We start from the raw sequence: 22513 nt of genomic DNA, 5'->3' as shown, positions 1-22513 counted from the left end.
CATCGCGACCCCTCTCCCCCCAGGCGCACAAATCACCTATATGTCGATCAACCGCGAGTAACCCGCTTTGACCGATCAATTTCTTATCGAGTGCCCCCATTTCGATCCAGCCACTGGCCAGGCTCGCTTTACCTATGCTCTGGACGGGCTGCGCTTTGTCGAGACCCTGGATCTGCCCAAGGGCGCCGACATAGCTGCCGCAGCCAGTCCCAATTTCAGCAAACTGCTCGATCTGACCGCGATCGTGCTGGGCGTCAGCTATTTCAAGCTCAAGGCGCCCTTCGAGATCGCCGCCCCCGATATTGCATTGAACGAGGCCGAGCGCGCCTTTACCATCGACGTCTATGAGAACGGAATGGGCGAATTCTACGCCCGCAATAATCTGCTGCGCTTTGGCAAGCTGACCATCACCGCGCCCCATGACCCCAGTGAACACCAGCCGGCTATCACCCTGCCCCAGCGCACATTGCTGCCGATAGGCGGCGGCAAGGACTCCCTGGTCAGCGTCGATCTGCTCAGCCATACCGGCGTTCCGTTCACCCCTTTTGCGGTGAACCCCAAGGGTCCCATTCTGACCTCGGTCGCCACCATCGGCACGCCACCGATCTATGCCACCCGCACGCTCGACCCCGAAATGATCCGGCTGAGTCAGCAGCCCGGGTTTTACAACGGACACGTACCTTCGACTGCCATGAACTCGATGATCGCCGCCCTCTGCGCGGTCCTCTTTGGCTATAACCAGATCGTGCTCTCCAATGAGCGTTCGGCCAGCGAGGGCAATGTCGAGTTCGACGGTCGCGAGACCAACCACCAATATTCCAAATCGCTGGGCTTCGAACTGCTGATCGCCGCCATTCTGAGCGATGCAACCGGCGGCGCGCTGAAATACTTCTCGCTGCTGCGTCCCTATTCGGAGGCGCGAATTGCCTCCCTCTTCACCCACGAAACCCGGTTCGACCGGGTATTTTCCAGCTGCAATCGCAATTTCCGATTGACCGGCAATGACGGTCCGCTCTGGTGTGGCGAGTGTCCCAAATGCCATTTTGTCTTTTTGATCTTTGCTCCCTTCATGCCCAAGGAACGTCTGCTCGCCATTTTCGGCAAGGACCTGCTCGACAATCCGGCACACGAAGCCTCATTCCGGGAACTGGCGGGCCTGGCCGGCCAGAAACCCTGGGAATGTGTCGGAGAGATTCTTGAAGCTGCAGCCTGCCTCTACACCCTTACTCGCCATGCCGATTGGCACCAGGCTGCCGTGGTGCGCGCGATCAAGGCCGATCTGCTGGCTCAATATGGCGAACCCAAGCTGCAAGCGGCCATGGCTGAATGCCTGACCGATAGTCATGATCATCATATTCCCCCGGCCCTGGCCGCCAAGGTAGCCGCCTATGCGGTTTGAAGAACCCATTCTGCTCTACGGCGCCGGCCGCGAGGCACTCTCCACCCGCGCCTTTCTCAAGGCAAGCCAGCCCGATCTCGAGGTATTTGTAACGGTCGATAGCGGTGCTGCCGATATCCCCGATACCGCCTTCATGGCGCCCGAAGACATCAAGGACGCCATTCGCGCCCACCGGTTCGGCGATATCATCAAAAGCCCCGGCGTATCGCGCTATAAGCCGGTATTCGACATCGCCCGCGATGCCGGTATCGCCGTCACCTCCAATTTGAACCTGTGGGGCCATGTGTTTCGCGATGGCCGCACCGTGATCGCCATCACCGGTACCAAGGGAAAATCGACCACTGCCACCCTGCTCCATCTGATGCTGACCCGCTCGGGCATTGACGCGGGTCTGGCCGGCAATGTCGGGGTGGCTCCGCTCGATATCGCCGACACCCACGCCGTGGTGATCTTCGAGCTGTCGAGCTACCAGACGGCGGACATGAATTTCCTGCCCGACATCGCCGCCGTGACCAATCTCTATCCCGAGCATGTCGACTGGCACGGCAGCGTCGAACGCTATTATCACGACAAGCTGCACCTGATTGACCGCGATGGCGGCTTTCCGGTGGCGCTGGGCGCGCCTGCCAGGCGCAACGCGCTCGTCGCCAAAGCCATCCGCGACCCCCGCCGGCTGCTGCCCGATCTCAACAGCGATGACCAGGCGACGATCACCGCCGCAGTAGCCCGCTCCCGGCTCAAGGGCGCCCACAATCTCGACAATGCACTGCTGGCCGCGCAAATCGCCCGCGCCGCTGGCGGCACGCTGGATGGCATTGTTCAGGGCATTGCGGCGTTCATGCCACTGGCCCACCGGCTCGAAGAGCACAATTTCGGCGGCACGTTGTTCGTCGATGATTCCATCGCCACCACCCCCGAGGCCACCAAGGCCGCGCTGGCTTCCTATCCAGGCCAGCGACTGGCGCTGATCGCCGGCGGCCACGAACGCGAGCAGGACTATACCGAATTGGCAGGCCTGCTGCTTGGCTATGGCGTAACCACCCTCGCCTGTCTGCCGGTGACAGGCACGCGTCTGGCCACTGCGACCCGAAATGCAGCGCCCTCCATAGTGGTGCTGAGCCCACCCGATCTCGAAACGGCCATGCAGATGCTGCATGCAAGGCGAGATCAATTCGATGCGGTCATTCTGTCGCCCGGCGCACCTTCCTACAACCAGTTCAAGAACTTCGAGGAGCGCGGCCGACGTTTCATCGAACTGGCCGAGGCGCTCTTTGCGTCCCCGCTGACATGAACGGCGCCGTCCTTCTGGCCATAGCCATCATTGGCGAAGTGGTGGCCACCTCATTCCTGAAGGCCTCCAACGGCTTTACCGAATTGGTACCGACCTTGGTCGTGGTGATCGGCTATGCCATCACCTTCTACTTCTTTTCGCTGGCCCTGCAGACCATCCCCGTGGGTATTGCCTACGGCATCTGGTCGGGCAGCGGCATTGTCCTGATTGCGCTGATTGCCTATTTCGCGCATGGCCAGACGCTGGACCTGCCCGCACTGATCGGCATGGGCCTGATTATCGCAGGGGTGATGGTCATCAACCTGTTCTCGCAATCATCACCGCATTAGCGCGAGATTGGTGGCACAGATCCGTCACCGACCAATGTCCCCTAAAAGGCAGCGTTGAGCGCCTGCTCCGGTGCCCCGGCAGCAACCAGCGCCCCGCGGATCTGTTCGAGCAAGACCGGGTCCTGCACGCGCTCGCGCAATCGGGGCAACACGCCTTGGGCGCGAAAACTGGCGACATCGAGCACCTGCGGCAGGTAGCGATTGACAACGGTGCCATCCCCGCTGCGCTGCCCGGCCAGGATGGCAAGAATTGGTCCCAGTTCGGGGTCAGCCCGCGCATAGCGTTCTGCATCCTCGATCGCTTGAGCATTATCGCCTGACCGCAGCGCCAGCATGGCCGGCACACCAAAATACCAATCTGGTGGGTCGGGCGTCCCGTCAACTGCATCGCGCGCCATGCTCTCGGCCCCAGCGGTGTCACCGCCAAAGGCCAACAGCCGCGCATAGCTGGCCAGGGCATCCGCATTGGCCGAGTTGAGCTGGACGGCCGAATCGTAGCCGATCCTGGCGGTATCAAACTGCCCCATTTCCTGGCGCAACCGCCCATACTGTTCCCAGACAAACGCGCTGACGGGCGACAGGACGATGGCCTGATCCAGGCTGGCTTCGGCCGCGCGCCAGCGTTCAGCCTGGCTCATCGGCTCCACAGAGCGGCCAATAGCTTGTTCGACCAGCAGGCTCGCCGAGATCGCCAGGCCGGCCGCCGACGCCCGCTCGCTTTCCGGCAAGCTCGCAATGCAGTCAGCGGTCTGCGTGGCGGCCGCCGTCGTGCCGGTTTCCCGGTAGAGATGAAACAGCATGCGGCAGAGATAGGGGCTGCTGGCGCCATTGTCTGGCGGTGCCAGCGCCAGCAACTCGCGCGCCTTGACATGCAATGGCCCGCGCGGACTGCCCAGGATGAGGCTGAGGCGGCGTGACACCTCGTCGAGCACGTCGGGCTGGGTCGCGGCAGCAGCAGGCACCGCGATGGCGTGGTTCCACACGACCGTGCCGGTACCGCTGTCAGTGAGAATGGCGCTGTACTGCACCAGCGCCTGATCCTTGCGCACGATACCGGTCAGAACATAGTCGCTGACATCGTCATCGGCGATCGCAATACTCAGGTCGCTGCCACCGCCATAACGGGCATCAATATCCTCGAAGTGATCGAGATCGGTCACCAGTTCGATAGCCAGGCCGGCCACCTTGGGTGCATCGCTGTCCGGACGGGTAAGATTCTGGAACTCGACAACCCGCACGCTGGGACGCTGCAACCCGCCTGTGCTGATCGCCGTCCGACCGGGAAACGGTCCAAAGATCGCAACGCTCATCACCAAGGCGCCCAGCGATATCGCTGCGAGCGCAAACCACGAGAGATACACACCGCCGGTCGCCCGGGCCCGCGCTGGCGCCGGCTCAGACTCAGGCTGCGTTGCCATCTGGTTGAGCTTGCTGGCCGTCACATCGGCATCGGCCGACCCTTCTGCCATGCAGAATTCCGGCACGTAGCGCCCCACCGGCAAGGCAATCCTCACCAAATCATCCCTGCCCGGCCCACGATAGTATTCGTCGATCAGGGTACGCAATCGCCGCGCCTGCACGCGCACAATGGGGTCTGATTGAGGATCGAAATCAGCCGGGCGCCCCAGCACATCTACCGCAATCGAGTACGCCTTGATTGACTGCTCATCCCCGTCCAGTTTGAGCCGTACAATGTAGTCGAGAAATTTACCCAACTGCGGCGAGCGGGCAATCTCCGGCCATGCCAGCAACTGCTCAAGAGCGCCCAGAATAGTTTCGCGCTGTTGCGTTGAAGCGGCCAAACCGACCTCCGAACCAGTTCGCCAGACTGTCGCGCTTTACATGTAAAACGCAAGCTGTAGTTACATCAGATTTACCTGAACTTGCCTAGCGACCTCGTGCAAATTGGCTCATAGGGCCGGCGTCGCCGTCATTGATGCGACATTATTCTCGGTCGGCTAGGCCCCTTCTGAGACCATTGACCACCCAGTTGGTACATCATCGCCAGTGCGTATTCGTACGTACCGGCTGCAATGATTCACTTGTCCGCACCACAACAGCGGCTCTTTGAGGTATGCGGTGAACGTCTCTGCGGATTACACGTCATTTGTGGCGTTGATTGATGATGATGTGCACTCAGCCCACCTGCTGACACGGGCGCTGCTGATCCAGGGCGCGTCAAGTGTGCAGCACTATGGCGATGCGGTCAGCGCTCGCGCCCGCTTGCAGACTGATCTTGGCAAGGCCTCGCCCGAACAACCAGGCTTGATCGTTGTCGATCTCAAGGCCCATAGCGGGGCCAATCTCGAATTCTTGATCGCCGTACAGCAGCTAATGCGCGCCAGCGGCGTTCCTGTTGTGGTCCTGGCGCCCCGGCTTGGCGAGCAGAGCCGCCACGCCTTGCTCGAAAATGGCGCTGCTGCAGTTTTCGTCCGCCACGCCGAACGCGACGCCTATCACCGCGTGGCAGCAGACATTGTTGAACTCTGGGCGCTGACACAGCGCCCCGAAGCAGTTGGCATGTAGCTCCTGCGTCCACAGGCTGCATGCCTCGGCCGGACGGGGCGCTGCAAGTCGGTTTTCGAACCGCCCTGCATTCCCAGGCGTCCCTCCGGCCACCTCCTACCCTCTTGCCTTGCGGGCACCGCAGGTTGAGAGGGGGTGCCGGCCCTACTCCAAGGGGGTCAGGTACAGGCGAGCGCGAGCGCGACACCTCCCGTTGCGCGCGCACGGGGGGAGAGGCAGCGATGGTTTGGCACTTGTCCCTCGGGTGCCTGAATCAACAATCCTGCCTCTCCCCACGGCCCAGCGGACCGGCATCATTGCAGGCTGAAAAGTGTGCTACCGCTCGTTTCGCTCGACCTTCTCACGGGCCCTACGACGGTCAGCGCCAATCACCTGATGCGAAATGGCGCGCAGTGCGGCCAACACCATCACCGCCAGCACTGCCACCCCCGTCGCCACAACGTAGTAGCCCAGCGCGGTCGCCACACCGACCGCACCGGCGAGCCACATGCCCGCACCGGTCGTCAGGCCCTGCACACCCGCACCACTGCGAAAGATTGCCCCCGCACCCAGAAAGGCAATCCCCGCTGTAACCGCTTCGACCGCGCGGATAGGGTCAGCCCTGCTTTGCTCACCTGCAGGCAGGGTGTGGTAAATCTCGAACGCCAGAATGGTGAACAGCGCCGCAGCAACGCCCACCAGAATATGGGTGCGCAGCCCAGCCTCCGCAGTGTGCAACTCGCGCTCAAAGCCAATGAGCCCGCCCAGCACCGCGGCAATCACCAGGCGAATGCCCATGATATGCTGCGGCAGATAGGTCTCCACCAGACCGAAGGCGTTCCCAGTATCCATTGTGGCGTTTCCAGCTTGTTGAATATGCTGACAAAACCCGCGCAGCACTCATTTGTTCCCGGGGCAGCAGCGGCCAGGGATGGCCGGTGGCCTTGCCCATTTTTGAGCCCGGCGCGCCATCCGCCGAAACTTCACACCGTCTGCAGCCAGCCGCCATCGACGAAATAGGTCGAGCCAGTCGAATAACTGGCCTTGTCCGAACACAGGAAGACAAAGAAATTGGCCAGCTCTTGCGGCGTCGCGAACCGCTTCATGCCGCCAGCCTCATTGGCGACGCCCTGCAGGTGGGCCTGCCAGCCATCCTCTCCGGCGATCTGCTTGGCGGTCTTGATCCAGTCCGGCGTCAGCACCAGACCCGGATTGACGGTGTTGACGCGGATATTGTCGCCCACCACCTCGGTTGACAGCGTCTTGGAAAACATCATCAGGGCGGCCTTGGTGGTATTGTAGATCGGCTCATACCACAGCGGCTGGACGGCACAGATCGAAGCATTGTGCAGCACCACGCCACCGCCCCGCGCCTTCATCGTCGGCACCAGCCCGCGCGCCAGCCGCACCGCCGCCATCACATGCAGGTCCCAGTAATACTGCCACTTGGCGTCGTCGGCCTCGGCGATAGTCTCGTTGGAGCCCGTGCCTGCATTGTTGATCAAGATATCGGCGCCGCCAAAGGCTTGCTTGGTGCCATTGACGACTGCGTCACACCCCTCGGCTGTCGCGACGTCAGCGGCAATCGCCGTGGCAGTGATGCCGAACCGCTCGGCGATCCGCACCGCCGCACCATCGTTCCGCTCCTTGTTGCGGCCCGCCAGCACCAGATTGGCGCCCTCGGCGGCCAAGCCCTCGGCCACCGCCAGCCCGATCCCCACCGTACCACCGGTGATGACCGCAACCTTGTCGCGCAAATTCAGGTCCATCTTGTTTCCTCTCTTGGGCTTGCCCGCTACTGCGCGACACGGATCTGGAGCTTCACATCGCTTGGCCGCGCCTCAACGGCGCGATCAAACGCCGCTTTGGCATCTTCAAAGGCAAAGGTCTCCGAGATCAGCGGCTTGAGATCGACCTTGCCCGAGCCGATCAGCGCGATGGCCCGGTCATATTGATGGGCGTAGCGGAAGACGTTCTCTATCCGCAACTCCTTGACCGAAGCACCAGCAATATCGACCGCTACCGGTTCAACCGGCAGGCCAACCACGACAATCGCCCCACCCGGGCGCGGCAGATCCATGATGGTCTTCCAGGCGTGCGGCGAGCCCGAGCACTCGAACACCACATCGGCACCCCAGCCCTCGGTGAGTTCGCTGACCGCCTCGACAACGTCCCTGTCGCGGATGTTGACGGTGATGACGCCCTGATACTGTCCGGCAATGTCGAGCTTGGGCTGGGCCAGGTCGGCCACGATAACCCGGGCGCAGCCGCCCGCCAGCGCCGCCAGCGCCACCATGGTGCCAATCGGCCCAGCGCCCAGCACCACCGCGGTGTCGCCCGGGGTGATCCGCGCCTTGGCCGCCGCCTGCATGCCCACTGCGAAAGGCTCCACCATCGCGCCTTCGGCAAAGCTCACATGATCGGGCAGCTTGAACGTGTAATTGGCCGGATGCACCACTTCGGCGGTCAGCACGCCATGCACCGGCGGCGTTGCCCAGAACTGCACGGCCGGATCGACATTATACATGCCCAACCGGCTGGCGCGCGAATTGGGGTCAGGTACGCCTGGCTCCATGCAGACCCGGTCGCCCACCTGCAAATGGGCCACCCCGGCACCAACTTCACTGACCACCCCAGCGGCCTCGTGGCCCAGTACCATCGGCGCATTGACCACGAACGGGCCGATCCTGCCATGGGTGTAGTAGTGCACGTCCGAGCCGCAGACCCCCACCGTGTGGATGGCGATCTTGACCATGCCGGGCCCGACCTCGAGCGGCAGATCGATTTCGCGCAAGGCCAGTTCGTGCTGGCGTTCAAGGACAAGGGCGCGGACTTTGGTCATCATCAGGTTCCCGGAGCATCGACAAGACAGCGGCGACCAATGCAAGGCATGGTGGCCCGCGCACCCTATCGCAGGACGACCGGGAGGCGAAGGCGGCAAACGCTATTTTGCCGCGTCCACGATCACGAAGCTGACGCCGCTTGCGCAGGCGGCTCCATCGCGCCGGTCATGATCGCCACCGCATCGGACATGGTATGGTCCTTGGGACTGATGACCGCGATCCGCCGGCCCAGCCGGTGGATATGGATGCGATCAGCCACCTCGAACACATGAGGCATGTTGTGACTGATCAGCACAATAGGCAGCCCGCGCCGCTTGACGTCCAGCATCAGTTCCAGCACGCGCCGGCTTTCCTTGACGCCCAGCGCCGCCGTCGGCTCATCCATGATCACCACGCGCGAACCGAACGCCGCCGCGCGCGCCACTGCAACGCCCTGTCGCTGGCCGCCCGACAACGTTTCCACCGACTGGCCGATATTCTGAATGGTCATCAGCCCCAGCTCGGTCAGCTTCTCGCGGGCGATCCGGTTCATACCGGAGCGGTCGAGCAGGCGGAAAATGTCGCCCAGCGGCCCTTTTTTGCGCATTTCGCGGCCCAGAAACAGGTTGTCGGCAATCGACAGCGCCGGCGACAGAGCCAGATTCTGGTACACCGTTTCGATGCCGGCCAGCCGCGCCTCCATCGGCGATTTGAAGGCGATGGGCGAGCCATCAAGCTTGATAGTACCGGCATCGGGGATTACCGCACCGCACAGCGTCTTGATCAGGGTCGATTTGCCCGCACCATTGTCGCCGATCACCGCCAGGATTTCTCCAGGGTAGAGATCGAAATCGGCGTGGTCGAGCGCCACCACCTTGCCGTAGCGTTTCTGCAGATTGTGGGCGCTGAGTATCGGCTGCGGCCCGGCGATCGGCGTGGCGGTCAGGCCTGCTGCTGTCTGGTCCAGGCTCATGCCGAGATCCTTCTGATCCACTGATCGGTGGTGACAGCAATGATAATGAGCGCGCCCACCGCAAATTCCTGCCACAACACATCGACACCCGAGAGGGCCAGGCCATTGCGGAACATGCCAACGATCAGCGCACCCAACAGCGTGCCGACGATCGAACCGCGGCCACCGAACAGCGACGTGCCGCCGATCACCACGGCAGTGATCGAATCCAGGTTGGCGGTCTGGCTGCCCAGCGGCGACACCGCCCCGACGCGCCCGATCAGCACCCAGCTGGCCAGTGCGCAAATCAGCCCGGCCAACGTGTAGACGCCAATCAGCGTCCAGGTGGTGTTGATGCCGGCCAGCCGGGCCGATTCCGGGTCATCCCCCGTGGCGTAGATATGACGGCCAAACGCGGTGCGGTTGAGCACATACCAGACGCCCGCCGCAATCAGCAGCATCACCATGGAGCCAATGGTCAGGATCGCCCCTCCCCCCAGCGCCACGCGCGCCCCCATCCACTGCAGCATCGGGGCAATCGCGGCGATATCCTGGCTACGGATGGTCTCGGAGTTGGAGATGAAGATGATCATCGACCCGTAGATCGACCAGGTGCCCAGCGTAACGATGAAGGGCGGCAACTTGACGAGCGCGACCAGCACCCCGTTGATGAATCCACAGAGCACACCGGTGGCAAGTCCCATGACAAAGGCAATTTCCACCGGGACGCCGGCAACGACCGACAGTCGACCCATCACGATGGAGGACAAGATCATGATGGCGCCAACCGACAGATCGATGCCGGCGGTCAGGATAATCAGCGTCTGGGCGATACCGAGTACGCCGATAATCGTGACCTGCTGCAAGACCAGCGACAGGTTGAACGGGGCAAAGAACTTGGAACCCGCCGCAAACGAGAAGATGGCGATGCCGACGATCAGAACGATAAAGGGAATCGCGGTCGGGTAGGTGTGCAGGAAGGCCTGTATCCGCCGGATCAGGCCCGGTCTCTCCGTGTCAAAACTGGCGACGGTCTGCGCGGCGCCCGTCAGGCCATGTTCCGCAGTCGCCGAACCGGCTGCATCGTCACTCATCAACACCCCTCCCCAGGGTCAATATCCATCGGTGGTGGGCCGCCGATGGCGGCCCACTGCTCTGTAAGCGTGGTTCAGCCCCAGCAGAGCTCGGCCCCCTTGGTGGTATCGATCGATTCGACGCCGGCAACGGGTGCGTCGGTGACAAGCTGCGCGCCGGTGTCGAAGAAATCGAGACCTTCGGTGACCGCGGGTTTTTCACCCGTGTCGACGAAGTTCTTGATGGCTTCCATGGCCATTGAAGCCATCAGCAAAGGATACTGCTGACTGGTCGCGCCGATGACACCATCCTTGATATTGGCAACGCCGGGGCAGCCGCCATCAACTGAGACGATCAGCACCGAGCCGTCATCCTTGCCGATCGCCTTGAGCGCCTCATAGGCGCCGGCGGCGGCGGGCTCGTTGATCGTATAGACGACGTTAACATCCGGGCATTTCTGCAGCAGGGTTTCCATTGCGGTACGGCCGCCATCCTCGGCACCGCCTGTCACTTCATGGCCGCAAATGCGCGCATCGTCCTCGTCGCCATAGCGGTTGGGATCCTTCACATCGATGCCAAACCCTTCCATGAAGCCCTGGTCGCGCAAATAGTCGACAGTCGGCTGGTTCACGGCCAGGTCGAGCATGGCGATCTTGGCATTGGCTGCTTCCGCACCCAAGGTTCCGGCCGCCCACTGCCCGATCAGCCGCCCGGCCTGGCGGTTGTCGGTGGCAAAGGTCGCATCCGCCGCGTCGATCGGATCAAGCGGGGTATCGAGCACGATCACCAGCAGTCCGGCGTCGCGCGCCTGCTGGATGGTGGGCACAATGGCCGCAGAATCCGATGGCACAATCGCAAAACCCTTGGCGCCAGCAGCAATGAGGTTTTCGATGGCCGCGATCTGGCTGTCATTATCGCCATCAAACTTGCCGGCAAAGGTGCGCAGATCCAGCCCCAATTCGTCGGCCTTGGCCTGGGCGCCTTCGCGCATCTTGACGAAGAAGGGATTGCCTTCTGTCTTGGTGATGAGGCCGACCACCTCCTGGGCATAGGCGGCAGTGCCGCACATCAGACCCAGCATCACGGCTCCGGCGGCCGCGACTTTCAATAACTTACCCATCGATCTACTCCTCCCAATGAATGTTCGCAGGTCCCGATCGGTGTTCACCCGTCCGTCGACCATCAGGAGAACTGGTTCAGCGCTCCCGTGCCACCTGCTCTCCGGCTTCCATATCAGTGGAACTGACCGGGCGTGTCAATAAGTTATTCCAAGTGATTTATTAATTGACAGGGAGGATGCGTGGCCTTTTGATGGGCCGTCGACTTCCATCACACCCAAGCAAACGATTGCAATTTGACGGGTAATCCGGCCTAAAGCCGCAGGACAACAACTTGCAAATGTTAACATAAGGCCATTGTCGATGGTGAGTTCAGGCAGGCGAGCCGCAGGCTCGGACCAACTCAGTCGCGGCACCAACCAGACTGGCGTGCGCCTCTACAATGAACGCTTGGTGCTGTCTTTAGTGCGCCGGCACGGCAGTCTGCCCAAGGCTGACATTGCCCGGCGCACTGGCCTGTCACCGCAGACCATTTCCACCATCGTAAACGCGTTGGAAGCTGATGGTATTCTGCTTCGCCTCAATCCCCTGCGTGGCAAGGTGGGTCAACCCCTAGTTCCCTATGCACTCAATCCGCGCGGTGCCTTCTTCCTCGGGCTCAAGATCGGCCGACGCAGTTCCGATATCGTATTGATGGATTTTGCGGGTACCGTGCGGGGCCGCATCCACCAGCCTCACCCCTATCCGACGCCACAGATCATGCTGGACCTGACCCGCCGAGGCATTGACGAGCTCACTGCCGGGCTGAGCCCAGCAGAGCGCCAACGCATCGCCGGCTTCGGCATCGCCTCTCCCTTCGAGCTGTGGAACTGGGAGTCCCAGTTGGGCGCACCGGCCGATGTTCTTGCCGCCTGGCGGCAAGCCGATATTCGCGCCGAAATCGCAGCGATCAGTCCATGGCCGGTCTATTTCCACAATGACGGCACGGCAGCCTGCGCCGCTGAACTGGTGCTGGGCAATGGTCAGCACGGCGAGGACTTTCTCTACATCTTTCTCGGTTCTTTCATTGGCGGCGGCGTGGTGCTCAATAGCCATCTGTTTCCCGGGCGCACCGGCTATGGCGGCGCCATCGGCCCCCTGCCGGTGCCAGCCCCTTCCGGGGGATTTCAGCAGCTACTACGCAGTGCGTCGATCTATGTTCTTGCCGACAGGCTGACCGCTGCCGGTCAGGACCCGAGCACCTTGTGGCGCGACCCCGGCGATTGGGGTGAAATTGGTCCACTGCTTGATGAGTGGATCGCCGATGCCGCCCAAAGCCTGGCTCTTGCGGCCATCAGCGCGGTATCCATCATCGATTTCCGCACGATAGTGATCGATGGCGCTTTTCCGGCCGGCATACGCCAGTCCCTGGTCCAGGCCACACGCGAAGCCACGCTCGGCTTTGACCTGCAAGGACTGGCCCCGTTCACCATCGCTGAAGGTACCATTGGATTTGGGGCGCGCGAAATTGGCGGTGCGTGCCTGCCGCTGCTCGCCAACTTCACTCAGGATCGCGAAGTTCTCTTCAAGGAAAATGGCTGACCAGCAAAAACACCAGAAATCTCAATCTGGTAACTACTCGGCAATCTCAGAAGCGCTAATATCGAGGCCCCAGCGTCCTTTACCGATATTTGATGCCCGACACGCCGCCGAAAACCAACCGCCGGCAGTCCTCCCTCGCCATGCTACTATCAGTAGTGTTGGCGTTGGTCATCACGGCCGCCTCATTCCTGGCTTTTATCGTCTGGGTCACGACCAATATCGACCAGCGCGCCGTAGAGCGGCAGCGCACCTTGGTCACCCACATCATCGATGGCCGCCAGAAAAGCCTGCTACAACAGCTCGAAAGCGTCGCTGTCTGGGACGACGCCGTCGTCAATACCCAATTCAGAATCAATTTCGACTGGATCGCGGACAATCTGGGCGTCTGGATGTACGACTTCTACCGGATTGATCGCATTGCCATTTTCGACAAAGATGCGGTGCCGATCTACCTGATGGATGCTGGCGTCTCACTGGAGCCTGCAGAGCACCCCGAGCTGACGACCGTGTTCACGCCATTTCTCGGGCGACTCCGATCATTCCCCCCGACCCATTTGCCGCCCGGCATGTCCACGCCTGTCGGTTTGACTGATCTTGCTATCATCGCGGGGCAACCTGCCATGGTTGCGGCCATGCCTATTGTCACCCACTCTGGTGCGCTGCCCCAACTCAAGGGCGCCGAGTCGGTGGTGCTGGCCCTGGAATTCCTCGACGAAGCTGCCGCTGACAAAATCAATGGTGAGTATCTGATCGAGAATGGCCGCTTCTCGCTGGTCGAGAGCAACGACCCGAGCGGCGCGGCCCATCCCATTGAGAACACTGCTGGACGCTTTATTGGTTTTTTTGAATGGGACAGTGACCATCCAGGCACATTGATGCTGCGTCAGACAGCGCCGGCCCTGGCCATCGTATTCACCATCGGCGCCTTTCTGGCTTTCCTGTTGCTCCGGCGGTTGCGCGGCACCGCTATCGCGCTCGAAGCGGAGCATCAACTGGTCGAGCATCAAGCTATGCACGACAAGCTGACGAGTCTGCCCAACCGTATGGGATTTGACGTCAAACTGGCCGAGGCGATAGCTGAAAGCCACAACCAGAACGCACAGCTGACGCTATTCATGCTTGATCTCGATCGCTTCAAGCAGGTCAACGACACCTTGGGCCACCAGGTTGGCGACGAACTGATCGGCGCGGTGAGCGACCGGCTCCACACCGTGTTTGGCGCCGATGCGATAATCGCCCGCTTGGGAGGGGACGAATTTGCCATTCTGACCGCCAATCATGATGAACTTGACGATGTATTGGCGCTCTCGGCCCGCGTCATCGAGTCGATCGGTCGTCCGTTCCTCTTAAACCGCGCCAAGGCCCATGTCGGCGCCAGCATCGGCATCGTCCGGGCGCGGGGCGACGATGCCGAGCCCAGCGAATTGTTCCGCAAGGCCGATATCGCGCTCTACGAGGCCAAGGCCGGTGGGCGCAATCGTGCCGTGGTTTACGAGGAGCACATGAACGAGCTGCTGCAGTTGCAGCACACCATCGAGGGCGAACTGCGCGAAGCTCTCGGCCGCGACGACCAGCTGTCGGTGGTCTTTCAACCGCTGATCGACCAGTCATCCCGCAAGGTCATTGGCGCTGAGGCGCTGGTGCGCTGGCATCATCCAAAATACGGTCAGATCGCCCCCGGACGCTTTATCTCGGTCGCAGAAAGTACCGGCCTCATCGAAGTTCTGGGCGAGTTCGTCTTGCGCCGCGCCTGCCAATTGGGCGCCACAGTTCCCGGGCGCACCATTGCCGTCAATGTTTCACCAATGCAGCTGCGCAACCCGCGCTTCCCCAATCTGGTCTTTGACATTCTTCATCACACGGGGATGCGGGCTGTTGATCTTGAGCTTGAGATCACCGAATCCATCCTGCTCGATGAAGAACACATCTCGGCGCAGAACCTGCGGGCCTTCCGCACCGCGGGCATTCAGATCGCCCTTGATGACTTTGGCACTGGATACTCGTCGCTGAGCTACCTCAAGCGCTATCCTGTTGACCGCATCAAGATCGACCGCTCCTTTGTCAGCCAACTGGCCGATGGGCATGTCTCGGTAGCAATCACCGATGCCATCGTCACCCTGGCGCACGCCATGGAGCTCGAGGTTACCGCCGAAGGCGTCGAAACCGAGGAACAGGCAACAATACTCGGCAGGTTGGGGTGCAACACCTTGCAGGGCTTCCTGTTCTCGGCTGGCGTCTCCGCAGACGAGATCACCGCAATGTTCAAGGCACCCGACAACGCCGCTCTCACCCGTCGACAACGTCGTCGTCCACCCCCCAGTGCCTGAAGGCGCTTTTGCTCCACGACAATCGCGTCGCGCTGCAGGCTAACCGATCGCCGCCAGTACCGCCCCCAGGCGCCCTTCGCGGGCCAGGAGTCCACGCCGGTTTGCGCCAGAGGTCTCCCACAACGGCTTGAGCTTGCCATCGTTGAACAGTTTGAACAGGCAGGGTGCAATATAGGATTTCCGGCTGATCATCGGCGTATTGCGCAACACACTGGCCACCTCGCGGGCCACCTGCTCACGCCCCGCCGCCGGCGCTCCAAAGTCAGAGCGTCCCGTCCAACCCTGATCAGCCGCACGGTGATTATGCCGCGCCCGATTGGGTCATGGCATAGACCAGATAGATCACAGCGAAGAGCACAACGATCCCGATCAGTGAACTGATCAGGACGCGCAGGTTCATTTTGCGCGGGTTGGCCTGGCGCACATCGGTATCGGATTTGTGGGGATCATAGGTTTCCATGCTGCACTCCGTTAAACTCTTATTTGCAACGTGCGCCGGCCCACACGGTTCCAGTACCAGCTTGACCTATCGCCCGGATGCGTCGACCCTCGGCGCCTCCCAGACCCAGGAATGTTTGATGACTTCTGCCCAGACCCTCACCCGCATGATCATGGCTGGCCAGGGCAAGGTCCCCGCCGACACTGTGATCAAAAATGTACGGATGCTCGACGTCATCACCGGCGCAGTAACCACCACCGACATCGCCATTGTCGCTGATCGCATCGTGGGTACCCATGCCAGCTATCAGGGCAACACCGTCATTGACGGTGCCGGCCGCTTTGCGGTGCCCGGCTTCATCGACACCCATTTGCACATCGAATCCTCGCTGGTCACCCCGCTGGAATTTGACCGCTGCGTGTTACCCTATGGCGTCACCACGGTAATCTGCGATCCCCACGAAATCGCCAATGTGCTGGGCGCCGAAGGTATCCGCTACTTCCTCGACAGCGCCGAGCAGACGGTGATGGATGTGCGCATCAACCTGTCGTCCTGCGTGCCCGCCACCGGCTTTGAAACCTCCGGCGCGGCGCTCGAAATCGAGGATCTCGAGCCGTTCCGCAACCATCCCAAGGTCATTGGCCTGGCCGAAATGATGAACTTTCCCGGCGTACTGAACGCCGATCCGGGCATTCTGGCCAAACTGGTGGCGTTTCAGGGCGGCCATATCGATGGCCACGCCCCGCTGCTGCTGGGCACGGCGCTCAATGGCTATCTCGCTGCCGCGATCCGCACCGATCACGAGGCCACCAGCGCCGCTGAAGCGCGCGAAAAGCTGGCCAAGGGCATGGCCATCCTGATCCGCGAAGGCTCGGTCTCCAAGGATCTCAAGGCGCTCGCCGAAATCCTCGACGAAAACACCTCCAGCTTCGTGGCGCTGTGCACCGATGACCGCAACCCGCTCGACATTGCCGAGGAGGGACATCTGGATAGCTCCATCCGCCGCCTTATCGCCATGGGGCGGCCGTTGCACCACGTTTACCGCGCCGCGAGCCATTCGGCCGCCCGCATTTTCGGCCTCACCGATCGTGGCCTGTTGGCCTCCGGCTGGCGCGCCGATATCGCCCTGCTCGACAACCTTGAAGACTGCAGCGTTTCCGACGTGATCACCGCTGGGCGCCTGGTGGTGCCGGCCCTGTTCGACGCCCGCCAGCCGGTCCTGCCCGTCGGCCTCACGTCGATGAAGGCCACTCCGGTCAGCGCCGACAGCTTCATCACCGAGCCCCGCCCCGGCCAGAACAGCACCCCGGTGATCGGCGTGCGCCCCGGCCTGATCCTGACTTTCCGCGAGGAAGCAACCCTGGCCTCTACCGAGCGCGGGCTGCAGCCCGATCTGGCCGCCGATATCATCAAGCTTGCGGTGATTGAACGGCACGGCAAGAACGGCAATATCGGCCGCAGCTTCGTCACCGGCTTCGGCCTCAAGCGTGGCGCCATCGCTTCCTCCGTCGGCCACGACAGCCACAACATCACCGTGGTTGGTGCCAATGACGACGACATGGCAGTCGCCGTCAATCGCCTGATCGAACTGGGCGGCGGCTTCGCCGTGGCCGATGGCGGCAGGATAACTGCCGAACTGGCTCTACCCCTGGCCGGGCTGATGAGCCTGGAACCGTTCGAGACCGTTTCTCATGATCTGCACATTCTGCGCGCTGCCGCACTGGCGCTGGACTGCGTCCTGCCCGAGCCGTTCCTGCAGGTGGCGTTCCTCGCCCTGCCGGTCATCCCCCATCTCAAGATGACCGATCGCGGCCTGTTCGACGTCGACAAGTTCGACTTCGTATCCTGAGGAAATGTGGTCGGCGGCCTGCCGCCAACCAGTGCGCCCCATCAAAGGCCTGAGCGTTTTCGCCGCTTCAACGACACGGTGACGTGCTCTAGTGGGAGTCGCGCGCCTTGACCTTGCGGCGAGCGGCATGCAGCAGCGGCTCGGTATAGCCACTGGGCTGATCGGCCCCATGCAGCGCCAGATCGAGCGCTGCCCGGAACGCGACGGACTGGAAATTGTCAGCCATCGGTCGATACTGCGGATCGCCAGCATTCTGTTGGTCGACCACGGAGGCCATGCGCTCAAATGTCGAGGTGACCTCGTCGCGGCTGACCAGTCCGTGGCGCAGCCAGTTGGCCACCGCCTGTGACGAAATCCGGCAAGTTGCGCGATCTTCCATCAGCCCGACATCATTGATGTCCGGCACCTTGGAACAACCAACGCCCTGCTGCACCCAGCGCACGACATAGCCCAGAATGCCCTGCGCATTGTTTTCCAGCTCGCGGGTGATTTCTTCGCGGCTGAGCGAGAACGGCGCCTGTACCGGCATCGAAAACAGTTCGGTCAGCTCCGGCAAAGCCTCGTTGTGACGGCGGCGCTGGGCGGCGAACACATCGATCTGGTGATAGTGCAGAGCGTGCAGCGTCGCGGCTGTCGGGCTTGGCACCCAGGCGGTGTTGGCCCCGGCATTGGGGTGGCCACTCTTGGCCTCCATCATCGCCGCCATGTCATCGGGCCGCGCCCACATGCCCTTGCCGATCTGCGCCCGTCCCGACAGGCCACAGGCCAGCCCGATCAGTACGTTGCGGTCTTCATAGGCCGCAATCCAGCGCTCATTCTTGATCTCATCCTTGCGCAGTACCGGCCCCGCTTCCATGGCGGTATGGATCTCGTCGCCCGTCCGGTCCAGGAAGCCGGTATTGATGAAGAATACGCGGCTGCGCGCTTCGTAAATTGCCGCTTTGAGGTTGGCCGAGGTGCGGCGTTCCTCATCCATAATGCCGATTTTGATGGTGTTGGGCTTGAGACCCAGCATGGCTTCGACCGAGGCAAAAATGGCGCAGGCAAAGGCCACTTCCTCAGGTCCATGCATCTTGGGCTTGACGATATAGACCGCGCCCGTCGTGCTGTTGACCTTATCCTGCATGGCGCACAGCACCGTCACGGCCGCATCCATCAGCCCTTCGCCGATCGGCTTGTTGTTCCACAACACCGCATCGGTAGTCATCAGATGGCCGACATTGCGCACCAGTTGCAGGGCCCGCCCCTTGAGCACCATCTCGCTACCGTCGACGGCGGTAAAGACGCCATCCTGCTTCAGCCGGCGGGTCATTTGCTTGCCGGACTTCTCGAAAGTTTCTTCCAGCATGCCGGTCATCAACCCAAGCCAGTTGCGATAGACGCCAACCTTGTCCTCGGCATCGACGGCAGCAACCGAATCCTCACAATCCTGAATTGTCGTCAGCGCCGATTCCACGATGACGTCGCTCAACCCGGCCGCATGCGCACTACCGATAACGCTGCCCTTGTCGATCGCCAGGATCACATGCAGCCCATGGTGGCGCAGCACGATCTCGGCCTTGTTGCCTTCGCTGTCATCGCCGTAACCGACAAAGGCCGCCGGGTCCTGCAGCGTTGCTGGACCAGTCGACGTGTTGATGGCAAGCTTTGCCACGCCGCCAGCGGTCTGCACTTCATAGGAAGTCACGTCGCTATGGCTGCGAGTGCTGAGCGGAAAACTGGCGTCGAGAAACGCCGCAGCCTTGGCAACCACGGCGGCGCCACGAACTGGATTGTAGCCCTTGCCGGGCGCCAGCTCACCGTCGCGAGCGATCACATCGGTGCCGTAATAGGCGTCATAAAGACTGCCCCAGCGCGCATTGGCAGCGTTCAAGGCATAGCGGGCATTGGACACCGGCACGACCAGTTGCGGTCCGCACAGCGTAGTGATTTCGGGATCAAGCCCTTCGGTCTCGATGGTGAAATCGGCAGGCTCGGGCAACAGATAGCCAATTTCCCTGAGGAAGAACTCATAACCCTGCGGATTGCTGGCGACCGGCCCATATTTGTGGTGCCAGTCGTCGATCTGGTTCTGCAGGCTATCGCGCCTGGCCAGCAGCGCCGCATTGGTCGGCGCGTGTTCGGCGACCAGAGCCGCAAAGCCCGTCCAGAACTGGTCAGCTGTGACGGCAAGGCCGAGGAGCGCTTCTTTCTCGACAAAGTCGACCAACAGAGAATGCACCGAAAGGCCGAATTTTGTCTGATAGTCGCTCATTGGGCTTTGTCCTTCTTGTCGTGCCAGAGATTTAGGCCAAGGCCGCGATCGTCACAACCCGTCTAAAGTCGACTTGGCCTGTGCGCCAGCGACATAGACCTCGGCAATCGCCCGGTCATCGCCCAGCGTCTGGAGCAGAAACAATTCCTCAACCAGTTGCGTCGCCGTCTGCATGCGCAGCGCCATGGCCGGCGTCGCCGCCGCGTTCAGCACCACCAGATCGGCCGCACAACCCGGCGCGATGGTGCCGATAGTGCCTTCCAGTGACAGCGCCCGGGCATTGCCCAGGGTCATCATGTAAAATGAATTGAACGGCGTCAGCCGCTGCCCTCTCAATTGCAGCACCTTGTAGCCTTCGTCGAGCGTCCGCAGCATGGAAAAGCTGGTGCCGCCGCCGATATCGGTGGCCACGCCGATCCGCACCCCATGCTGCTGCAATCGCGCGCGGTCGAACAGGCCGGAGCCCAGAAACAGGTTTGAGGTCGGGCAGAACACCGCCACTGCGCCAGTATCGGCCAGCAATTCGGTCTCGCGATGATCGAGATGGATGCAATGGCCGAGCAGCGTCTTGGGCCCGAGCAGGCCGTAGTGCTCATATATCCCGGTATAGTCCGGCGCCTCCGGGTAAAGCTGCAGCGACAGCGTAATCTCGGCGTTGTTCTCGCTCAGATGGGTCTGCACATAGCACTCAGGGTGCTCAGCAACCAGACTCTGTGCCGCCGCCAGCTGTTCGGGCGTCGAGGTAATGGCAAAGCGCGGCGAGATGGCGTAGAGCCCGCGACCACGCCCATGCCAGCGCGCGATCAGTGTCTTGCTGTCGTCATAGCTCGACTGCGCCGTATCGCACAGCGCCTCGGGCGCATGGCGATCCATCATCACCTTGCCGCCGATCATCAGCATGTTGCGCTTTTCGGCTTCGGCGAAATAGGCGTCAACCGATGCGGGGGCGCTCGAACAATAGGCCGCGGCTGTGGTTGTACCATTGCGGATCAGCTCGTCATAAAACGCACTGGCGATGGTTGCCGCATGCCCCTGCTGGCTGAACTTCTGTTCCTCGATAAACGTATAGGTGTTGAGCCACTCCAGCAGCGAGCCAGCATAGGAGGCCACTATCTGGCTCTGCACATAATGCAGGTGCGTATCAATGAAACCCGGCATGATCAGGTGCGGCCGGTGGTCAATGACCTCCCCGTCACCCACCAGGGCAGCGTCGAAAGTTCCAACCGCGACGATCTTGCCGTCGACGATGGAAATCGCCCCATCCTCAATGTAGCGGTAGCTTGCCGTGTCATCGAGCCCCTGCGGCTCGCTGAGAAAACTCAGCACCCTGCCGCGCAGAATTCTCATGCTCACTGCCCCGAGCCCTCGCGGAACCAGGCCACCAGCAAAGCCCGCTCCTCTGGGGTCATCTCGCTGGCATTGCCCGGCGGCATGGCATGGGCGTAACCCGCCTGCATGACGATCTCCGTCGCGTGACTGGCGATGGCGTTGTCATTGTCGAGGATCACGTTCTTGGGCGCCTGATATACCCCTGGCCAGGCCGGCTCGGCCGTGTGGCACATGGCGCAACGGGTCTGTACGGTCAGGCTGGCAGCCTCGAAATGGCTTGCACTGAGAAAGGATTCGGCCGCCCGGGACGCCACCGCCTCTCCTGCCGCACCCGGCAGCTTGGGTCCGCTCGATAGCCAGGCAATGATGATGAACAGCACCACTGCTACCGCCCAGGTCCAGTGCGGATTGCCTTTGCGAGCGTGGCGCGTGTTGAAATAATGCCGGATCACCACCCCGATCAGGAAGATCAGCGATGCGATGATCCAGTTCCACTGCGTGGCGAAGGCCAGCGGATAGTGCGAGGACAGCATGAAGAAGATGACGGGCAGCGTCAGGTAGTTATTGTGCAGGCTGCGCTGCTTGGCAATCTTGCCATATTTGGCATCGGGCACCCGGCCCGCCTTGAGGTCGCCCACGACAATGCGTTGATTGGGGATGATGATCATCACCACATTCACCGTCATGATGGTCGCTGTGAACACGCCCATATGCAGCATCGCCGCGCGTCCGGTGAACAATTGGGTATAGCCCCAGCTCATCGCCACCAGAATGGCGAACAGCACCAGCATCAACCCGGTCGTGGACTGCCCAACCGGCGATTTGCACAGCGTGTCATAGAGCACCCAGCCCAGCCCGATAGAGGCCAGCGACAGACCGATGGCCTGCCAGGCCGGCACGTCCAGCACGGTGCGGTCAACCAGATAAAGATCGGCGCCGACATAATAGATCAGCACCAGCAGGATGAAGCCGGAGATCCAGGTCCAGTAGCTTTCCCATTTGAACCAGGTCAGGTGCTCGGGTAAAAAATCCGGCGCCACCAGATATTTCTGGATGTGGTAGAAGCCGCCGCCATGCACCTGCCACTCCTCGCCATGCGCCAGTGGCGGCAGACTCGGGGTTTTACGCAGGCCCAGGTCGAGCGCGATGAAGTAGAATGATGAGCCGATCCAGGCGATGGCCGTGATCACGTGCAGCCAGCGCACCGCAAACATCAGCCATTCATAGAAAATCGCAAAATCGCCCATGCTCTAGCTTCCTTCCTGCCCTCGCCGCTCGCGGAAAAGGGGCAGCTACGACGTCGA

19 protein-coding genes are annotated in these 22513 nt (G+C 61.7%); 7 read left to right on the top strand and 12 right to left on the bottom strand.

Annotated elements, in window-relative coordinates; all coding sequences use genetic code 11:
- Positions 1–67 precede the first annotated feature (67 nt).
- The 3 genes from ABFY71_RS09510 to ABFY71_RS09500 are packed head-to-tail and all read left to right on the top strand — an operon-like array spanning position 68 to position 3019.
- On the top strand, positions 68–1399 hold the full coding sequence (locus ABFY71_RS09510; protein ID WP_347945767.1) for a MurL-like N-terminal domain-containing: 1332 nt from the start codon (positions 68–70) through the stop codon (positions 1397–1399).
- A complete protein-coding gene (gene murD, locus ABFY71_RS09505; RefSeq protein WP_347945766.1) occupies positions 1389–2690 on the top strand; it encodes a UDP-N-acetylmuramoyl-L-alanine--D-glutamate ligase in 1302 nt (433 codons plus the stop codon). The genes ABFY71_RS09510 and murD overlap by 11 nt, the downstream gene beginning before the upstream one ends.
- Positions 2687–3019 (top strand): SMR family transporter, encoded by a 333-nt coding sequence (locus tag ABFY71_RS09500; RefSeq protein ID WP_347945765.1) that lies wholly within the window; start codon positions 2687–2689, stop codon positions 3017–3019. Before murD ends, ABFY71_RS09500 begins: the two co-directional genes overlap by 4 nt.
- 41 nt (positions 3020–3060) lie before the next feature.
- Here ABFY71_RS09500 and ABFY71_RS09495 read toward each other — a convergent pair whose 3' ends face one another.
- Positions 3061–4821: a hypothetical protein gene (locus tag ABFY71_RS09495; RefSeq protein ID WP_347945764.1), complete on the bottom strand. Its 1761-nt coding sequence runs from the start codon at positions 4819–4821 to the stop codon at positions 3061–3063.
- A 277-nt stretch (positions 4822–5098) separates the two neighbouring features.
- Here ABFY71_RS09495 and ABFY71_RS09490 point away from each other — a divergent pair, with 277 nt between their 5' ends.
- On the top strand, positions 5099–5545 hold the full coding sequence (locus tag ABFY71_RS09490) for a response regulator (RefSeq protein ID WP_347945763.1): 447 nt from the start codon (positions 5099–5101) through the stop codon (positions 5543–5545).
- A 315-nt stretch (positions 5546–5860) separates the two neighbouring features.
- On the opposite strand, the gene ABFY71_RS09485 is transcribed toward ABFY71_RS09490, so the two are convergent.
- The 6 genes from ABFY71_RS09485 to ABFY71_RS09460 form a co-directional block, all read right to left on the bottom strand.
- Positions 5861–6376: an MgtC/SapB family protein gene (locus ABFY71_RS09485; protein ID WP_347945762.1), complete on the bottom strand. Its 516-nt coding sequence runs from the start codon at positions 6374–6376 to the stop codon at positions 5861–5863.
- Positions 6377–6507: 131 nt separating this feature from the next.
- A complete protein-coding gene (locus tag ABFY71_RS09480) occupies positions 6508–7293 on the bottom strand; it encodes an SDR family NAD(P)-dependent oxidoreductase (RefSeq protein ID WP_347945760.1) in 786 nt (261 codons plus the stop codon).
- 26 nt (positions 7294–7319) lie between these two features.
- The gene (locus ABFY71_RS09475; RefSeq protein WP_347945759.1) at positions 7320–8366 is read right to left on the bottom strand and encodes an NAD(P)-dependent alcohol dehydrogenase; all 1047 of its coding nucleotides are present in this window, start codon (positions 8364–8366) and stop codon (positions 7320–7322) included.
- Positions 8367–8488: 122 nt separating this feature from the next.
- A complete protein-coding gene (locus ABFY71_RS09470) occupies positions 8489–9319 on the bottom strand; it encodes an ATP-binding cassette domain-containing protein (RefSeq protein WP_347945757.1) in 831 nt (276 codons plus the stop codon).
- A complete protein-coding gene (locus ABFY71_RS09465) occupies positions 9316–10392 on the bottom strand; it encodes an ABC transporter permease (protein ID WP_347945756.1) in 1077 nt (358 codons plus the stop codon). The genes ABFY71_RS09470 and ABFY71_RS09465 overlap by 4 nt, the downstream gene beginning before the upstream one ends.
- A 74-nt stretch (positions 10393–10466) precedes the next feature.
- The gene (locus ABFY71_RS09460; protein WP_347945755.1) at positions 10467–11492 is read right to left on the bottom strand and encodes a sugar ABC transporter substrate-binding protein; all 1026 of its coding nucleotides are present in this window, start codon (positions 11490–11492) and stop codon (positions 10467–10469) included.
- A gap of 301 nt (positions 11493–11793) precedes the next feature.
- On the opposite strand from ABFY71_RS09460, the gene ABFY71_RS09455 reads away from it, so the two are divergent.
- A complete protein-coding gene (locus ABFY71_RS09455) occupies positions 11794–13011 on the top strand; it encodes an ROK family transcriptional regulator (protein WP_347945754.1) in 1218 nt (405 codons plus the stop codon).
- 92 nt (positions 13012–13103) lie between these two features.
- Positions 13104–15338: a putative bifunctional diguanylate cyclase/phosphodiesterase gene (locus ABFY71_RS09450; protein ID WP_347945753.1), complete on the top strand. Its 2235-nt coding sequence runs from the start codon at positions 13104–13106 to the stop codon at positions 15336–15338.
- Positions 15339–15377: 39 nt separating this feature from the next.
- Here the strand turns inward: ABFY71_RS09450 and ABFY71_RS09445 are convergent, their stop codons facing one another.
- Together ABFY71_RS09445 and ABFY71_RS09440 are read right to left on the bottom strand one after the other, a co-directional pair.
- The gene (locus ABFY71_RS09445; RefSeq protein WP_347945752.1) at positions 15378–15569 is read right to left on the bottom strand and encodes a hypothetical protein; all 192 of its coding nucleotides are present in this window, start codon (positions 15567–15569) and stop codon (positions 15378–15380) included.
- Positions 15570–15639: 70 nt separating this feature from the next.
- Positions 15640–15798 carry a hypothetical protein gene (locus ABFY71_RS09440; protein ID WP_347945751.1) on the bottom strand — a complete coding sequence of 53 codons (159 nt, stop codon included), beginning with the start codon at positions 15796–15798 and terminating at the stop codon, positions 15640–15642.
- Between the two features lie 118 nt (positions 15799–15916).
- On the opposite strand from ABFY71_RS09440, the gene ade reads away from it, so the two are divergent.
- Positions 15917–17626, top strand: a complete 1710-nt coding sequence (gene ade / locus ABFY71_RS09435; protein WP_347945750.1) for an adenine deaminase — start codon at positions 15917–15919, stop codon at positions 17624–17626.
- A gap of 88 nt (positions 17627–17714) precedes the next feature.
- On the opposite strand, the gene ABFY71_RS09430 is transcribed toward ade, so the two are convergent.
- The 3 genes from ABFY71_RS09430 to ABFY71_RS09420 are packed head-to-tail and all read right to left on the bottom strand — an operon-like array spanning position 17715 to position 22456.
- On the bottom strand, positions 17715–19880 hold the full coding sequence (locus ABFY71_RS09430; RefSeq protein ID WP_347945749.1) for a malate synthase G: 2166 nt from the start codon (positions 19878–19880) through the stop codon (positions 17715–17717).
- Between the two features lie 51 nt (positions 19881–19931).
- Positions 19932–21227 carry a guanine deaminase gene (gene guaD / locus ABFY71_RS09425; protein ID WP_431021523.1) on the bottom strand — a complete coding sequence of 432 codons (1296 nt, stop codon included), beginning with the start codon at positions 21225–21227 and terminating at the stop codon, positions 19932–19934.
- A 2-nt stretch (positions 21228–21229) separates the two neighbouring features.
- On the bottom strand, positions 21230–22456 hold the full coding sequence (locus tag ABFY71_RS09420) for a urate hydroxylase PuuD (protein WP_347945747.1): 1227 nt from the start codon (positions 22454–22456) through the stop codon (positions 21230–21232).
- Positions 22457–22513: the final 57 nt, after the last annotated feature.

Origin of the sequence: Devosia alba (assembly GCF_039938915.1) — a bacterium.
GTDB classification, from domain to species: Bacteria; Pseudomonadota; Alphaproteobacteria; order Rhizobiales; family Devosiaceae; genus Devosia; species Devosia alba.
This window is presented reverse-complemented; position numbering and strand designations above follow the sequence as displayed.

What these genes read in the sequence shown, in the direction of transcription:
- ABFY71_RS09485 (WP_347945762.1), bottom strand. Translation starts at nt 6,376, where the DNA reads ATGGATACTGGGAACGCCTTCGGTCTGGTGGAGACCTATCTGCCGCAG.
- ABFY71_RS09480 (WP_347945760.1), bottom strand. Translation starts at nt 7,293, where the DNA reads ATGGACCTGAATTTGCGCGACAAGGTTGCGGTCATCACCGGTGGTACG.
- ABFY71_RS09420 (WP_347945747.1), bottom strand. Translation starts at nt 22,456, where the DNA reads ATGGGCGATTTTGCGATTTTCTATGAATGGCTGATGTTTGCGGTGCGC.
- ABFY71_RS09475 (WP_347945759.1), bottom strand. Translation starts at nt 8,366, where the DNA reads ATGACCAAAGTCCGCGCCCTTGTCCTTGAACGCCAGCACGAACTGGCC.
- ABFY71_RS09465 (WP_347945756.1), bottom strand. Translation starts at nt 10,392, where the DNA reads ATGAGTGACGATGCAGCCGGTTCGGCGACTGCGGAACATGGCCTGACG.
- ABFY71_RS09500 (WP_347945765.1), top strand. Translation starts at nt 2,687, where the DNA reads ATGAACGGCGCCGTCCTTCTGGCCATAGCCATCATTGGCGAAGTGGTG.
- ABFY71_RS09455 (WP_347945754.1), top strand. Translation starts at nt 11,794, where the DNA reads ATGGTGAGTTCAGGCAGGCGAGCCGCAGGCTCGGACCAACTCAGTCGC.
- ABFY71_RS09460 (WP_347945755.1), bottom strand. Translation starts at nt 11,492, where the DNA reads ATGGGTAAGTTATTGAAAGTCGCGGCCGCCGGAGCCGTGATGCTGGGT.
- ABFY71_RS09440 (WP_347945751.1), bottom strand. Translation starts at nt 15,798, where the DNA reads ATGGAAACCTATGATCCCCACAAATCCGATACCGATGTGCGCCAGGCC.
- ABFY71_RS09470 (WP_347945757.1), bottom strand. Translation starts at nt 9,319, where the DNA reads ATGAGCCTGGACCAGACAGCAGCAGGCCTGACCGCCACGCCGATCGCC.
- ABFY71_RS09450 (WP_347945753.1), top strand. Translation starts at nt 13,104, where the DNA reads ATGCCCGACACGCCGCCGAAAACCAACCGCCGGCAGTCCTCCCTCGCC.
- guaD (WP_431021523.1), bottom strand. Translation starts at nt 21,227, where the DNA reads ATGAGAATTCTGCGCGGCAGGGTGCTGAGTTTTCTCAGCGAGCCGCAG.
- ABFY71_RS09430 (WP_347945749.1), bottom strand. Translation starts at nt 19,880, where the DNA reads ATGAGCGACTATCAGACAAAATTCGGCCTTTCGGTGCATTCTCTGTTG.
- ade (WP_347945750.1), top strand. Translation starts at nt 15,917, where the DNA reads ATGACTTCTGCCCAGACCCTCACCCGCATGATCATGGCTGGCCAGGGC.
- murD (WP_347945766.1), top strand. Translation starts at nt 1,389, where the DNA reads ATGCGGTTTGAAGAACCCATTCTGCTCTACGGCGCCGGCCGCGAGGCA.